Origin of the sequence: Gluconobacter sp. P1D12_c (assembly GCF_018812105.1) — a bacterium.
GTDB lineage: Bacteria > Pseudomonadota > Alphaproteobacteria > Acetobacterales > Acetobacteraceae > Gluconobacter > Gluconobacter oxydans_A.
In genome coordinates, this window is the sequence record NZ_JACSIQ010000009.1 from 89,005 (window position 1) to 103,035 (window position 14,031).

General features: G+C 56.6%; 14 protein-coding genes. 9 read left to right on the forward strand and 5 right to left on the reverse strand.

Features of this window, described 5'->3' with window-relative positions; all coding sequences use genetic code 11:
* The 4 genes from KP705_RS11325 to KP705_RS11340 all read right to left on the reverse strand — a co-directional run bounded on the left by KP705_RS11325 (window position 1) and on the right by KP705_RS11340 (window position 2,031).
* Window positions 1-627: a methylthioribulose 1-phosphate dehydratase gene (locus tag KP705_RS11325; protein WP_215764463.1), complete on the reverse strand. Its 627-nt coding sequence runs from the start codon at window positions 625-627 to the stop codon at window positions 1-3.
* Window positions 627-884: a twin-arginine translocase TatA/TatE family subunit gene (locus KP705_RS11330; RefSeq protein ID WP_046900273.1), complete on the reverse strand. Its 258-nt coding sequence runs from the start codon at window positions 882-884 to the stop codon at window positions 627-629. Before KP705_RS11330 ends, KP705_RS11325 begins: the two co-directional genes overlap by 1 nt.
* 71 nt (window positions 885-955) lie before the next feature.
* Window positions 956-1,426, reverse strand: a complete 471-nt coding sequence (locus KP705_RS11335; RefSeq protein WP_046900274.1) for a CHAP domain-containing protein — start codon at window positions 1,424-1,426, stop codon at window positions 956-958.
* Window positions 1,423-2,031 carry a regulatory protein RecX gene (locus KP705_RS11340; RefSeq protein WP_046900930.1) on the reverse strand — a complete coding sequence of 203 codons (609 nt, stop codon included), beginning with the start codon at window positions 2,029-2,031 and terminating at the stop codon, window positions 1,423-1,425. The genes KP705_RS11335 and KP705_RS11340 overlap by 4 nt, the downstream gene beginning before the upstream one ends.
* Before the next feature lie 64 nt (window positions 2,032-2,095).
* Between KP705_RS11340 and KP705_RS11345 the strand changes: the two genes are divergently transcribed.
* From KP705_RS11345 to KP705_RS11385, 9 genes are all read left to right on the forward strand, one after another.
* Window positions 2,096-3,661, forward strand: coding sequence for a D-aminopeptidase (locus tag KP705_RS11345; RefSeq protein ID WP_046900275.1), 1,566 nt, complete (start codon window positions 2,096-2,098; stop codon window positions 3,659-3,661).
* 151 nt (window positions 3,662-3,812) lie between these two features.
* Entirely contained in the window at window positions 3,813-5,015 is a 1,203-nt protein-coding gene (locus KP705_RS11350) for an aspartate aminotransferase family protein (RefSeq protein WP_046900931.1), read from the forward strand.
* Window positions 5,016-5,056: 41 nt separating this feature from the next.
* On the forward strand, window positions 5,057-5,986 hold the full coding sequence (argF, locus tag KP705_RS11355; protein WP_046900932.1) for an ornithine carbamoyltransferase: 930 nt from the start codon (window positions 5,057-5,059) through the stop codon (window positions 5,984-5,986).
* A gap of 47 nt (window positions 5,987-6,033) precedes the next feature.
* Window positions 6,034-6,915, forward strand: coding sequence for an Hsp33 family molecular chaperone HslO (locus tag KP705_RS11360; RefSeq protein WP_215764477.1), 882 nt, complete (start codon window positions 6,034-6,036; stop codon window positions 6,913-6,915).
* A complete protein-coding gene (locus KP705_RS11365; protein WP_215764464.1) occupies window positions 6,912-7,964 on the forward strand; it encodes a hypothetical protein in 1,053 nt (350 codons plus the stop codon). Before KP705_RS11360 ends, KP705_RS11365 begins: the two co-directional genes overlap by 4 nt.
* 19 nt (window positions 7,965-7,983) lie before the next feature.
* Entirely contained in the window at window positions 7,984-8,811 is an 828-nt protein-coding gene (locus KP705_RS11370; protein ID WP_215764478.1) for a hypothetical protein, read from the forward strand.
* A 121-nt stretch (window positions 8,812-8,932) separates the two neighbouring features.
* The gene (locus KP705_RS11375; protein ID WP_080951425.1) at window positions 8,933-9,658 is read left to right on the forward strand and encodes a gluconate 2-dehydrogenase subunit 3 family protein; all 726 of its coding nucleotides are present in this window, start codon (window positions 8,933-8,935) and stop codon (window positions 9,656-9,658) included.
* Between the two features lie 12 nt (window positions 9,659-9,670).
* The gene (locus KP705_RS11380) at window positions 9,671-11,449 is read left to right on the forward strand and encodes a GMC family oxidoreductase (RefSeq protein ID WP_046900279.1); all 1,779 of its coding nucleotides are present in this window, start codon (window positions 9,671-9,673) and stop codon (window positions 11,447-11,449) included.
* On the forward strand, window positions 11,446-12,762 hold the full coding sequence (locus KP705_RS11385) for a cytochrome c (protein WP_215764465.1): 1,317 nt from the start codon (window positions 11,446-11,448) through the stop codon (window positions 12,760-12,762). Before KP705_RS11380 ends, KP705_RS11385 begins: the two co-directional genes overlap by 4 nt.
* Before the next feature lie 46 nt (window positions 12,763-12,808).
* Here KP705_RS11385 and KP705_RS11390 read toward each other — a convergent pair whose 3' ends face one another.
* Complete coding sequence (locus KP705_RS11390) at window positions 12,809-14,029, reverse strand: hypothetical protein (RefSeq protein ID WP_252348342.1); 1,221 nt, start codon at window positions 14,027-14,029, stop codon at window positions 12,809-12,811.
* Between the last annotated feature and the right edge of the window lie 2 nt (window positions 14,030-14,031).

The window sequence follows — 14,031 nt, forward strand, 5'->3', positions numbered from 1 at the left end:
TCAGCGTGCCTTTTGGAGACGGGCGAGATGGCAGGCCAGCAGGAATTCAAGCCCTTCAAGCCGCGCCAATGCTGTGAACATGTCCTTACCCCAGACATAAACGCCATGACCGCGGATCAGGTAACCCAGACGCATGTCCGACAGTTTCGGAGCAACAACTGTCGAGAGACGGGCGATATCCTGATCGTTGTGAAACAGCGGCAAGTCCAGGCCGGTGTCGTGCGTTGACTGGCCTTCGAAAACCTTCAGCACTTCATAGCCCGCGAGCGTGATCGCGTCTGTTGGTTCATCCATGGATAGGATGGTGGCCGCAACGGAATGACCGTGCAGTACAGCCCCGATCGACGGATCATGTGCATAGAGCTGGGTATGCAGCAGGGTTTCCGCACTGGCCCGCTTCGTCGGGTCCAGTGACACGCCTTCAGGGGTGATCTGGATCACGTCCTGCTCTGTCAGGAAGCCTTTGTGCCCTCCTGACCGCGTGATGGCGATGCGGCCATCTGCCAGACGTACGGACAGGTTGCCAGCTGTAGCTGGAACCCAGCCGCGCTGATCCATCCGCTGGCCTGCCCGGACGATTTGCCCGGCGGCCTCGGTCCATGCCGTATCAGACGTCGTATTCAACATCAGACCTGCGTGCGGTGCGTGTCGCTGTTGGTGGTCGTCTGGCTGTAGCCGGGCGACTGATTGGGGGCCGAGATATGACCCGGCGCCTGATTGGCTTCAGGCGGCGTCATGTTCTCGTCTTCGCCCATGTTCTTCTTGAAGGACTTGATGCCCTTCGCGAAGTCTCCCATCAGGCCGCTGATCTTTCCACCGCCGCCAAACACGACGAGCAGGACGACCGCCAGGATCAGCCAGTGAACGGGGCTCATGCTGCCCATAATGTATTACTCCGAAAAGCCAAGGCTACACCTTCATGTGGCAAGGCTTGGGCGTTTGTGCAAGCGTTCGCTCAGGACGCATCATCCGGACCGGAGGCCGAAACGAAGCCGTAGGTTGGATAGGCTCGGCGCCCCAGGCCGTGAATGGGTGCCCACCAGACCCGGACGAGTGTCCAGTCATGACGGGGTGAAACATCCGTGATGGGAACATTGCGGTCAATGCGTCCCGGTTCCCAGTTAGCATGATCTACGAGGATCGTGTTTGAAGAAATCTGTCTGCGCACGATGGAAACGTGTCCACTCGGTACACGGGACGTTGCCCGGAAGACCAGAACAGAGCCTGCGATGGGGGCATGGCTTCTGGCATAATGCCCAGCAGACTGGCGCCACCATGAAGCAGCATCTCCCCGCAACTGAAGACCTGTTCGGGAGCGGGCATAAGGCGCGCACTGGAGTGGCCCATTGAAACTGGCACGACTGTATTCGCGACTACCGCCACAGGCTGTGAGCGACAGCAGCAGGCAGAGTGCCAGTTTTTTCATGGGCGGCTCCGGAAGGCGATGATGCGGTCTTCTGCTTCTTCAGTGTCCATTTCCAAAGCTGTCTGCACGACATCCCTGGAGAAACCATTGCGCGCAAAGATTCCCATGACGCGAACCGGATCCTCTTGCGGACGGTCCGGGCGGCAGAAGGGACCGACGCGACGTTTGCGCGCCAGAACGAGCGCCGCCGCCAGTTCCGCCTCACGCGCCGTTTCGTCTGATCTTTCACCCAGCGATTCGTTGAGCGCTTCCTGTGTGGTCGTCTGATCAACGCCCTTCGTGGCCAGATGTGCGGCGACAGCCCGGCGAGACCGTCCGGTCCGGGTCAGGTTCAGAGCGCGGGAACGGGCGAATCCGGCATCATTGACGGCTCCGAGTTCTGTCATGGCGACAATGACGTCTTCCACGGCGGGTCGAAGAGTTCTGATTGTGGCTTCGGCATCTTCTTCAGGCAGCCCGGCATGCACGGCTCGCGTGCCCCAGCGCCGAAGACGACGTTCCAGCGTCTGGCGCAGACTATGCTCGGTTGTGGCAAAGCGAGCCACGTGGGCCAGGGCCATTTCGCGCAGTGCCTTGAAATCAGGTGCTGTTGGTATGTCCTCCATAGTGGATGAGTATGCTGCGAAGAGGGCATTTACGGCAAGATCGGATAGGGTCATCATTCGACCCATGAGCGACTCTCTTTCAGCCTGCCTCGAGGCGGCTGTCTCCGCCCTTCCTGTCCGTTTTCCTGGCCCCGGTGGGGCTGTGGCTGTCGTGAAAGATGGGGAGGTTCTTGTCCGTCACACATGGGGCTACGCCAATGCGGAGCGGCGCCTGCAGTTCACCCCGTCTTCCCTGTTTCGCATGTGCTCCATCACGAAGCAGTTCACCTGCGGCGTATTGCTGGATCTTTTCCAGGACCCGTCGGAACTGGATGGAGATGTGGACGACCGGTTGCCGCAACTGGATGAGCCTGCGCCAGGCGCGCTTCACCTTGCACACAACCAGTCAGGCCTGCGTGACTACTGGGCTGTGGCGATGTTGCATGGCGCACCAGTCGAAGGATTTTTCGGGGATCGGGAAGGACGTCGCGTTATTGATGGCACGCGTACGCTCCAGTTCCAGCCCGGTACGTCTTACTCCTATGTGAACCAGAATTTCCGCCTGCTGTCTGACATTCTGGAAGACAGAACAGGACGGAATTTTGCTGAACTGCTTCAGACGTCCATTTTCAATCCCGTGGGTATGGAACGGGCCATTCTGGCTGCCGAAACACGCGCCATGCCGGATGGGACTGTTGGATATGAAGGAACCGTGGAGAGCGGTTTCCGCCCGGCTGTCAATAACATCTGGTGGACCGGGGATGCAGGTCTGGGCGCATCGCTGGATGACATGATTGCCTGGGAGCGTTTCATTGATGCGACGCGCGATGATCCTGACGGGCTTTACAACCGTCTGACAACGCCGGTGACCTTCCGCGATGGTGAAGCCGCGCCTTACGGATTTGGTCTGCAACGGACATCACTTTTCGGGCGGGATGTGACGATGCATGGTGGCGCGCTTAGGGGCTGGCGGTCCCACAGGCTGCACGTCGCGTCTGAGCGCCTGTCTGTTGTTGTGATGTTCAATCATATGTCGCCTGCACAGGTTGCGGCGGGACAGATCTTGGCAGCAGCGCTGGGTGTTCCCTATGAGCCGGATCGGACGACACAGCCGCCTCATGAATTGTACGGCACCTTCATTGAGCGAGAGACCGGGCTATCCGCGCGAATCGAGCCTGCTCCCGGCGGAGTCAAGCTTCGATATCTGATGGTACCGGAAATGCTAGAAGGTGTTTCCGCCTCGCGGGCTGAAACACCGGGCGTCCAGATTGTTCGTCAGGGAGACGAAATCCGGATGGAGCGGCCGGGTGAAAACCGCGTGGGCATTCTCACCACCTGTGACGAAACTGCCGGTGAAGACATTGAAGCACTTGAAGGCGTTTATCGCTGTGAGGAGCTAGATGAGGCGGAAGTCACCATCGAACTGGCAGGCGGCGTGGTCTATGGCGGTTTCTCAGGCTTTCTGGGCAATGGCCGGATGGAACCGCTTCAGAGGCTGGCACGGGATGTTTGGGTTTTGCCGTGCCCCCGGGCGCTCGATCATACGGCGCCGGGCGACTGGACGCTGCTGTTCGAGCGGGATTCTTCAGGCGTCAACACGGTGAAGGTCGGATGCTGGCTGGCGCGGGATCTGGTTTACAGGCGCGCCTGACAACCGTTCTTTCCCCGCAAGGGGTTTGACGGATCGCATTTCTGCCGCACAGTATGTGTCTGCGGAATCTTTGGCCCTGCCCCGGGCGACCGGGGCAGGGTTTTCCGATTCTGCAGCTTTCATTCACCCTGATCCAGGATCGACGATCATCATGATCTCCTCCCTCATGCCCAATTACAAACGTGCCGACCTTGCTTTCGAGCAGGGCGAAGGCGTCTGGCTGACGGCATCGGACGGGCGACGATATCTGGATTTCGGGGCTGGCATTGCCGTCTCTTCGCTGGGCCACGGCCACCCGAAGCTGGTGAAGACCATTGCGGATCAGGCCGCGAAGGTCATGCACGTCTCGAACCTCTACCGTATTCCGCAGGCTGAAAAGCTTGCGGATCTTCTGGTAAAGAACTCATTCGCGGACTCTGTGCTGTTCTGCAACTCGGGCGCTGAAGCGAACGAGGGCATGGTGAAGATGATCCGTCGGGCGCAGTTCGAGAACGGCCATCCCGAGCGTACGCGCATTCTTTGCTTTGACGGCGCGTTTCACGGTCGGACATTGGCCATGATTTCTGCGACCGGAAATCCTGCCTACCAAAAGGGGTTTGGGCCTGTTGTTGAAGGGTTCGACCATGCGCCGTTCAACAATACCAATACCCTGCGCGCGGCTATTACACCGGAAACTGCCGGTATTATCGTGGAGCCCATCCAGGGTGAAAGCGGCATCAAGCCAGCGTCCGAAGTCTTCATGAAAGCCTTGCGCGCAGTCTGTGACGAGCACGGCATCTATCTTGGCTTCGACGAAGTCCAGACCGGTGTTGGTCGGACAGGAAAGCTGTTTGCGCATGAATGGTATGGCATCAAGCCGGACGTCATTTCCATTGCCAAAGGCATTGGTGGCGGCTTCCCGCTCGGAGCTGTTCTCGCAACGGAAGAGCTGGCCAAACATCTGACACCCGGTTCTCACGGAACGACGTTTGGCGGCAATCCCTTGGCTTGTGCGGCAGGAACAACAGTTCTGGAAGAAGTTCTCAGCCCCGGCTTTCTGGAGCATGTCTGCGCGGTTGGAGAGGCCTTCGACGGCATGCTGCGAGATGTCGTGAAGCGTTCACCGGGCGTTTTCGACGATGTCCGCGGCATGGGTCTGATGCGTGGTCTGCACTGCATCCCGCCTGTTGGAGAGGTGATGCCACTCGTAACGGCCGCAGGGCTTCTGACCGTTGGTGCGGGCGATAATGTGCTGCGTCTGGTGCCTCCGTTGATCGTGACGGAAGAAGACTGCCAGGAAGCCTGCAAGAAATTGATCGAAGCTGCCGAAGCATATGCAGCAGCCCATAAGAAAGAACAGGAGAACGTGTCGTGAGTCTGGCAATTGCCCCCCGGACAGCAGGAACGGACCAGCAGATGCCACGGCATTTTCTTGATATTCGCGATTTCAGCGGCGACGTAATCCGACAGATCATTGATCTGTCGGCCCGCATCAAGGCACTCCAGAATAATCGTAAAAACCCACTACATCCGGACCGTCCTCTTGAAGGGCGTACGCTCGGACTGATGCTGGCACAGCCCTCCACCCGCACACGTGTTTCATTCGAAGTGGGTATGGGGCAGTTGGGTGGCCAGGTGTCTGTCCTGTCGCCGGGCGACATGCAACTCGGCCGGGGGGAAACCATTGCAGACACAGCACGCGTTCTGTCGCGCTTTCTGGACGTAATTGTTCTGCGAACGGGTACGGACGAGAACCTGCGCGAGCTGGCAAAGTGGAGCACGGTTCCGGTCATTAATGGTTTGACGCCGGTCTCCCATCCTATCCAAATTTTGGCAGACGTGCTGACATTTGAAGAGCATCGTGGCCCGATTGCGGGAAAGACGCTCGCGTGGATTGGGGACGGCAACAACGTAGCCACTTCCCTGATGGAAGCGGCAGCTCTGCTCAAATTCAATGTTCGTCTGGCAACGCCAGAGGGTTTCGCGCCCAATGAGCGTGCTGTTGCCTGGGCCCGCCAGAATGGTGCCTCCATCGAGGTCTTCCAAAATCCTACCGAAGCTGTCGTGGGCGCAGATGCTGTTCTGACAGACACATGGGTCAGCATGGGGGACAAGGATCGCGATCAGCGTCTTTCTGCTTTCCGTCCTTACCAAGTAGATGCAGCCCTTATGGCAAAAGCTGCACCCCATGCCCTGTTCCTTCATTGCCTGCCTGCCCATATCGGGGAGGAAGTGACTGCCGAGGTGTTCGAAAGCCCGGCGTCTGTTGTTTTTGACGAGGCGGAAAACCGCCTTCATACGCAAAAGGGCCTGCTTCTCTGGGCTCTTGGAAGAGAGAACGGGTGATAGATACACCGCCATTCCTTGACAGGGGACGCCCCAACGTCCCGAACATGGTCGTTTCAGGGGGGATTGTGCCATTTCATCTGGCACAGTCTCCCGTCCGCGGACGCCTGATTCGACTGGGAGCGCTGGCAGACGCCATCCTGTCACGGCATGATCTCCCGGATGCTGTCCTGACTATGGGTGGTCAGGCTCTTGCATTGGTTGCAGGCATGGCGTCTGCCTTGAAATTCAAGGGGTCTTTCTCCCTTCAGATCAAGGGAGACGGCCCAGTCTCCATGCTGCTGGCTGATGCCACAGACACAGGCGACCTGCGTTTTACAGCCCGGCTTTCGGAAGACACTGACCCTGCAGCGCTACCGACATCTCCCAAAGAGTTGCTTGGTAACGGCTACCTCGCTTTCACGATCGACCAGGGGGCGGATATGGACCGCCATCAGGGTATCGTGGAGCTGACGGGTGAAACCCTTTCTGAGATGGCCGTTCACTATTTTCAGACCAGCGAGCAGCATGACTGCTGGATCCGGCTGTTCTGCCTCAAGACGGTTGACGGCTGGAGCGCCAGTGCTCTGGTGCTGGAACGGATCGCAGATGAAGGCGGCATCGAGAATGCCGCTCAGGCTGAGGATGCCTGGGAAACGGCCTGCACGTTTGCCGAAACATTGCGGGACCAGGAAATTTTTGACGAAACGCTCGAAAGTGGTGATCTGATCCATCGTCTGTTCGGGACGTTAGACGTTCAGATTGCCACACCCCGCGCTCTGGCTTACGGCTGCCGTTGCTCCCGGGCACGACTGGCCTCAGTTCTGGAGCGCTTTGGCGAAGACGATCTGGATCACATGGTGGAAAACGGCGCCATCACGATGAACTGTGAGTTCTGCAACGTCGGCTTCCGTTTCACCCGTGATGAGCTTGGAGAAAAACCTGCATGACGCTTCCACTGCTCGACGGAATCAGGATCGACGGCCTTCCCGTCGAACAGCTTTATCCAGGCTGGATAGCTTTGGAGCGCCACCCGGTTGTTGGCCAGTTCGAAGTTATTCTCTTTCAGGATGAGGACAGCGGGCGACAAGCCTGCTGGTGGATTGAGGATGGAGCCTACAAGGGCAGCCATGTCATGGCGCTTCGCCCGGATGTGCAAGATTGCCTTCTGACGGGCATGGACCCGGTATTCTGGCCATTGGCAGAAGGCGTTCTCGGTGGTGACATCCGGGACGATGCCACCTCTTTTAGAACTGACCTTCCTTCAATAGCTTTTCGGGAGCTGTCGGGCCTCTGGCTAGGACGACATGCGCCCCATGCAATTTTCATTGCTGCCGGACATGCGGACAGCGGCGAAGCCCTGACCTGCCCTGATGGGAAGCCCGTGGCTGAAGGGCGGATGAAAGCACTTCTTTCAGCTCGCAGAGGAACGGACGTTCTGGTCGTGTCCTCTCCTTTTTCTGCAATGCCTGTACGGGCGCAGATTGAAATGAAGCTGGGCACAGCAACTGCTTATCGCTTCCACGATGCACTGGAAAATTCAGTTTTCTACCTTGTGTGGAACGAAGCAACACCGGGAAACCGTCCATCATTTTACTATCCAAGAGGCCCACTCCTAATTAGTGAGGACCCGTCAGGACCGCTGATTCCTGGATGGATTTTAGAGTGGTTTGCACGACATTCCAGACATGCCGATCTCATCAGAGCTGCACGTCCTTTCCTTCCAGAAGATTTTGGTGTCGGTCAGGCGTCTTCGCTACGGACGCCCCGCGTTCCTCAGGCGGCTCCGGCTACGGCAGTTGTGAAACCGACTGATCCTAAGCCCGAAAAGCCTTCTGATAACAGTCCGGAAGTGACGGAAATTCGGGAATCAGAGCCTGTTCAACGTCGGTCTTTTTTGCCGGAGCTTCCGTTGGAGCCGCCTCCGGTATTACAGTCACCGCACAAGAAGGGGCTGTTCGGGCGTTTCAAGAGCCTATTGGGCCGCGACGACCAATAAGATCATGGGGAATAGCGTGATGGGTGTACGGTACTGGTTCGGAGCAGTCGCTCTGGGATTATCACTCGGTCTTGCGGGTTGTGCAGATGATGAGCCAGCGCAGACATTCCCTCCCGCAGACTACAGCTATTTGTCGCAGTTGCACCTGAATGTGGCGACAATCAACATTCAGGATGAAGCTGTTCCGGCCCCAGGTTCCCTAAGTTCAAAAGCCCCTACGCCCCCTGATCAGGCCCTGAAACAAATGGCTAACCAACGACTGGTTGCCAGCGGACAGCAGGGTCAGGCAGCATTCATCATTAAACAGGCCTACATTTCTTCAGAGGGGGAGAATGCGATCTCAGGCGCCTTGGATGTGCAGCTGAATATTGCCGATGCGGGAAATCTGCATACGGGATATATCCATGCACGGATCAGCCGAAAGCTCGACACGGGCACTAAAAGCGCTACATCCCGAGCCTCTCTCTATGCCCTGACCAATCAGATGATGCAGGACATGAATGTTGAACTTGAGTTTCAGGTCCGTAAAAAACTCATGAGCTGGATGACAGATGCGGTAGGGAACCCTCTGGTTGATGGCGGCGTGAAACAACAGGCTCTTGATGGACCAGGCAGTACCGCATCAGCTGCTCCCGCCAAGCCTGTCACACAGGATGTTCCAGCCGCAGTCACAAATACGCCAAGCGTTGCTGCCCCCGTTCAGTCCAGCATTCCAGATGCAATTTTCCCGACGGGCGCAGGGGATGACAGCACAGCCCCTGTAACAGCAGCACCGAAGCAGAAGTCTCCTCCTGCAGGCGTTCTGCAACTTCCATCCAATGGGAAAGCCAGCGCTTCAGCAGGGTAAATAGCGCTCATCGCTAAATGATGATCGAAAGTTCTCTGGCATTGGGACCTCTACCCGTCCTATGGGGGTCTGATATCTTTTATTCCGGATATGTTTGTTTTCCGAATATGACCCTACCCTTATGCTGGAGAACAGTGTGCCTTCGACGGAACCGACCGTGACCCGCCCTCTTCGCCGCAGTTTTGTCAAAGGCCTGCTTGGGTCCACATCCTTCTGGATGGTTGGGGGCCATGCCCACTGGGCTGAAGCCCTGGCTGAAGAATCCAAACAGCCATACCACCCTTCCTTCTTCACACCTGACGAGTACCGCCTGCTGGAATCCGCTACGGAACGGCTTTTTCCACAGGATCAGCATGGACCAGGTGCGCGCGCCTTGGGTGTTGCAGAGTTCATAGATCGTCAGATGGAAACGCCCTACGCGCAGGGAGACAACTGGTATATGTCAGCCCCTTTCGTACAGGGCCCGGCTAATCTCGGTTATCAGCTACCGTTTGTGCCACGCGATTTGTATCGCAAAGGCCTTCAGGGACTGGACGCGTATACCCGCCAGCAACATGGAAAATCCTTCCCGGATCTTCCTGTGGCAGAGCAGGACGCTATTCTGACGGCACTGGAGGGCGGCTCTGTCTCGTTGGGAGATATTCCTGGCCGGGTTTTCTTCGAGCAACTCCGAACCAATACCCTTGAGGGTGTATTTTCTGATCCTCTTTATGGGGGCAACAGAGGGCTGGGCGGGTGGCTGATGCTGGGCTTCCCGGGTGCTCGGGCGGATTTCATGGACTGGGTCAATCAGGACGGCGCAGCCTATCCGTTTGGTCCGGTTTCCATCTCAGGTGAAACGGCCTGAGGGGCTTAAATCATGACAAAAAAACACGTAGATGCCATCGTGGTCGGAGCTGGCTGGGCTGGTGCGATCATGGCGAAAGAACTGACCGAAGCCGGACTGTCGGTCATCATGCTGGAACGCGGCTCCGAGCGTACGACGCCCGTAGAAGGCGCTTACCCGGAGTCCATCGATGAACTTCGAGGGGCAATTCGCAAACGCCTCTTCCAAAACCTTTCCCAGACGACAGTCACGGTCCGCAATACCATTGATCAAACTGCACTGCCCTATCGTCAGTTAGCAGCATTCCTGCCAGGCGAAGGCGTTGGGGGAGCGGGGCTTCACTGGTCAGGCGTCCATTTTCGGGCCTCGCCAGAAGATCTCAGGCTTCGTAGTTCAGTAGTGGAGCGTTACGGCGAGAAGTTCATTCCTGAGGACATGAACCTTCAGGACTACGGCGTGACCTATGCGGAGCTGGAACCTTTTTTCGACAAGGCCGAAAAGGTTTTCGGAACATCTGGCGAAGCTTATCGGGTCAACGGCAAAATTGTCGGAAACGGTAATATCTTTGATGGAGACCGGTCGGATAATTTCCCGCTCCCGGCCATGAAAGACACCTTCACAGCCTCTACCTTTCGGGATGCGGCATCCCAGGTGGGCTATCATCCCTATTCCCTACCCGCAGCCAATGCATCCCGCCAGTATACGAACCCGTATGGCTGCCAGATGGGGCCCTGCAATTTTTGCGGGTATTGCAGCGGGTATGATTGCTACCTCTACTCAAAAGCATCCCCGAACGTAAACGTTCTGCCTGCTCTCCGGCAGGACCCTCGGTTCACTCTTATTTCCGATGCGCACGTTCTTCGTGTCGACTTGGACAGCACCAAGAGCAAGGCAACCGGTGTCACGTATCTGGAGACGAAAACGCAGAAAGAAGTTTCCCTCTCCGCTGATCTCGTCATTCTGAGTGCGTTTCAGTTTCATAACGTCCATCTGATGCTCCTCTCGGGTATCGGAAAGCCGTATGATCCTGTTCAGAACGCAGGCACAGTTGGGCGGAACTTCGTTTACCAGACAATCACTTCGTCGCGCATCTGGCTACCACCTTCCAAATACACCAACCAGTTCATTGGTGCGGGCGGCGTTGGTGTCGCATTTGATGACTTCAACAGCATGAATTTTGATCATGGCCCGCTTGGCTTCATCGGGGGGTCTCCGGTGTGGGTCAATCAGGCCGGAACGAAGCCCATTGCTGCCGCCATCGGGACAGGCGGCGGGGGCACACCAAGATGGGGCTCAGCGTATAAAGGCGCGCTCATCGACAGTTATAAGCACTCTATCGGGGTGGATGCACATGGCAGCAACATGGCCTACCGGGATGTTTATCTAGACTTGGACCCGACATGGAAAGACGCTTACGGCCTGCCCTTGCTTCGCATGACCTTCACGTGGAAAGATAACGATATCCGCATGAACCAGTACGTTGTCAGCAAGATTGAACCGCTGGCAAAAGCCATGGGCGCCACGAAGACCAATCTCGTTCATCTCAACGCTGGCCAACCTTTTGACACGCGTCACTATCAAACCACTCATCTCGGCGGCGGCGCAGTCATGGGGACAGATTCCAAGACAAGCGCGCTCAACCGCTACCTTCAAAGCTGGGATGTTTCGAACGTGTTTGTGATCGGCTCCAATGCTTTTCCGCAAGGGATGGGATATAATCCCACAGGCACAGTCGCGGCCCTTGCCTATTGGGCGGCCTACCACATCCGTACAACCTATCTGAAATCTCCTGGTCCATTGGTGAAGGCATGAAATTTTTTCCTTTTCTGGCCTTTACCAGCAGCGTTCTGTTCTTCAGTTACGATGCCTCAGCCAATGATGAGAAATCTGCCCTGATCGAAGAAGGCCGTTATCTTGCCGCCGCTTCTGATTGCGCAGCCTGCCATTCAATCCATGGAAAACCGGAATATTCTGGAGGAGTATCGTTTTCTCTTCCGATCGGTACCGTTCATTCCACGAACATTACCCCCGATATGGAGCACGGGATCGGCAAATATTCAGAAGCCGAATTTGGAAGAGCCCTGCGAGAAGGCATCCGCCGAGATGGTGCAACGCTTTATCCCGCAATGCCCTATCCATCCTATGCCCGCCTGACAGATCATGACGTTCACGCGCTCTACACTTATTTTCATGAAGGTGTTGAGGCATCATCCGTTGCAACACCGGAAAATGGCATTCTCTGGCCACTTTCCATGCGTTGGCCGCTGACATTCTGGCGCTGGATGTTCTCCCCTGCTCCAGTCAAGGCTCAAGCCAAAACGCTTCAGACATTTACAGATCCACAGATAGCCCGCGGAGCTTATCTGGTGGAAGGTCCAGCACATTGTGGAGCCTGTCACTCACCACGTGGTCTTGCAATGCAGGAAAAAGCTCTTACGGCGGCCGATAGTGAGGCCTTTCTGTCGGGCGGAGTAGCCGTCGATGGATGGGTCCCAACCTCTCTTCGTCAGGAAAACCGGACTGGCTTAGGTCGATGGAGCGAAGAGGACATCGTCGCGTTTCTCAAAACCGGACGAAACATGCAGGGAGAAAGTTTTGGTGCCATGACGTCTGCCATTGTTCATGGCACGCAGCATCTTTCTGCCGCAGATCTTCTTGCGATGGCTAAATATCTGCGCACTCTCCAGCCTTACGATAAAACGCAGAAGAACTGGGTCTATGACCCGGCATCAACCAATGCTCTGCGTAGAGCAGACATTTCCGCGCGAGGTGCCAAAGTCTATATCGATAATTGTGCAGCCTGCCACAGAACAGACGGCAAGGGATATCCTGCCGTCTTTCCACCGCTTGCAGGTAACCCTGTTGTCATGGGAGAAAATCCGGCGTCACTCGTTCACATCATTCAGAGCGGGGCAACATTACCGAAGACCGAGACAGCCCCTTCTGCCTTTACGATGCCGGATTTCATGCATCGCCTTAGCGATCAGCAGATCGCAGATGTCACAACGTTTATCCGTCATGCATGGGGAAACAACGCACCTGCTGTCAGCCGAGAGGACGTTGTAAATCTAAAAAAAGACAGGCCGCCGCGCAATATGGTGGACGGCGAAATTTCATTGAACTGAGTCTACGTAACGAGGGGAACACCCAGTTGAGGTCCCCTCGCCTGCCTTACGGCAGAAAACGGTACATAACACACCCGGAATAACCAGCGCCGCCCGGCGAGTGCGTTCCATCTGCAGGTGTCGAATAAGAGCCCCCGCCTCCGGCACCAAAATGGGTGCCATTGCGCCCTCCTTCGTTTCCGCACCGACCGCTGCCACCCCATGGGCCGCTACCGCCGTAGCCTGCAAAGGTACTGGAATTCGTTTGACCGTCTCCTCCTGAGGTTCCAGTCTGATTCCAGACGGTGCCGCCTGACGCTACGCCACCTTCACCACCTGCAGAGCCCATGGCGCTATAAAAATAGCCACCCTGCCCTCCACCAGCCTGTAGCAATGTTTGCCCATTGTAACTGACCAGGGAGGTGCCACCTGTCTGTTCCGATCCGCCACCTGCGCCAACTGTCACATTCAGTGCACTACCAGTTGCGAGGCTGACGTCATAAATCCCTGAAGCATCTCCCCCACTGCCGCCGCCGCCGCCTGAAAATGATCCGTTCAGTGTCATGGAATTAGACGATGCGCCCCCGCCTCCGCCGCCCACAACACGCAATTCCACACGGGACGCCCACACTGGAATGGAAACTGATGTATTGGCTGTGACAAGCTGTAGAGGCTGCATAGCGGCACGCAGTAAAGTCTGCGTTGCCAATTCAGGAATTGTTGGCCAAAAAACCTTTCCTGCCTGCGGCTGTACGCCAGAAAGAGACGTGGCTCCCTGAGGCACATTCAAAGTATATAGCCCAACAATCGCACCGCCCGGCGGCACAGCTGGTGTATCTGTCGAAACAACAAAAGAAAGGCCTGCCTGTCTCCGCGTTGGTAAGGCATTCCCGTCATTATTCATGCCCGCCTGCGTCTGAGAGGGGTTTGAGGCATTGAAAAACGGGAGGACGGTCTGATCGACATCCTGTTCGGTACAAAGAGCAAAAACCGTATATGTCGCGCCAGTTCCTGGAACAGAAACCGTTACATCCCCATCACTTGAATACTGGCAAGTTGTAGGGGTTGCATCCGCTCCATATCCCCCGCCGGCGCCCCCCAGAAATGCAGCATCCATAGTCCCAGATGCTGTGATGGACCCTGCCCCGATTGTAACAGACAGACCGGAGGGAGAAGGCGTACAAATCAGACCCGAAGCAGCTGTCACATCCCGGCCATAAAGCATATCAGACAGATGACCGAGCGCCGCCTTGCCATATCGCCCTATTCGCAGCAGATCCGTATCCATTG

Bases quoted from the DNA above. Each gene is read 5' to 3' on its own strand.
- KP705_RS11325 (WP_215764463.1), bottom strand. From the start codon at position 627: ATGTTGAATACGACGTCTGATACGGCATGGACCGAGGCCGCCGGGCAA.
- KP705_RS11330 (WP_046900273.1), bottom strand. From the start codon at position 884: ATGGGCAGCATGAGCCCCGTTCACTGGCTGATCCTGGCGGTCGTCCTG.
- KP705_RS11335 (WP_046900274.1), bottom strand. From the start codon at position 1,426: ATGAAAAAACTGGCACTCTGCCTGCTGCTGTCGCTCACAGCCTGTGGC.
- KP705_RS11340 (WP_046900930.1), bottom strand. From the start codon at position 2,031: ATGGAGGACATACCAACAGCACCTGATTTCAAGGCACTGCGCGAAATG.
- KP705_RS11345 (WP_046900275.1), top strand. From the start codon at position 2,096: ATGAGCGACTCTCTTTCAGCCTGCCTCGAGGCGGCTGTCTCCGCCCTT.
- KP705_RS11350 (WP_046900931.1), top strand. From the start codon at position 3,813: ATGATCTCCTCCCTCATGCCCAATTACAAACGTGCCGACCTTGCTTTC.
- argF (WP_046900932.1), top strand. From the start codon at position 5,057: ATGCCACGGCATTTTCTTGATATTCGCGATTTCAGCGGCGACGTAATC.
- KP705_RS11360 (WP_215764477.1), top strand. From the start codon at position 6,034: ATGGTCGTTTCAGGGGGGATTGTGCCATTTCATCTGGCACAGTCTCCC.
- KP705_RS11365 (WP_215764464.1), top strand. From the start codon at position 6,912: ATGACGCTTCCACTGCTCGACGGAATCAGGATCGACGGCCTTCCCGTC.
- KP705_RS11370 (WP_215764478.1), top strand. From the start codon at position 7,984: ATGGGTGTACGGTACTGGTTCGGAGCAGTCGCTCTGGGATTATCACTC.
- KP705_RS11375 (WP_080951425.1), top strand. From the start codon at position 8,933: ATGCTGGAGAACAGTGTGCCTTCGACGGAACCGACCGTGACCCGCCCT.
- KP705_RS11380 (WP_046900279.1), top strand. From the start codon at position 9,671: ATGACAAAAAAACACGTAGATGCCATCGTGGTCGGAGCTGGCTGGGCT.
- KP705_RS11385 (WP_215764465.1), top strand. From the start codon at position 11,446: ATGAAATTTTTTCCTTTTCTGGCCTTTACCAGCAGCGTTCTGTTCTTC.
- KP705_RS11390 (WP_252348342.1), bottom strand. From the start codon at position 14,029: ATGGATACGGATCTGCTGCGAATAGGGCGATATGGCAAGGCGGCGCTC.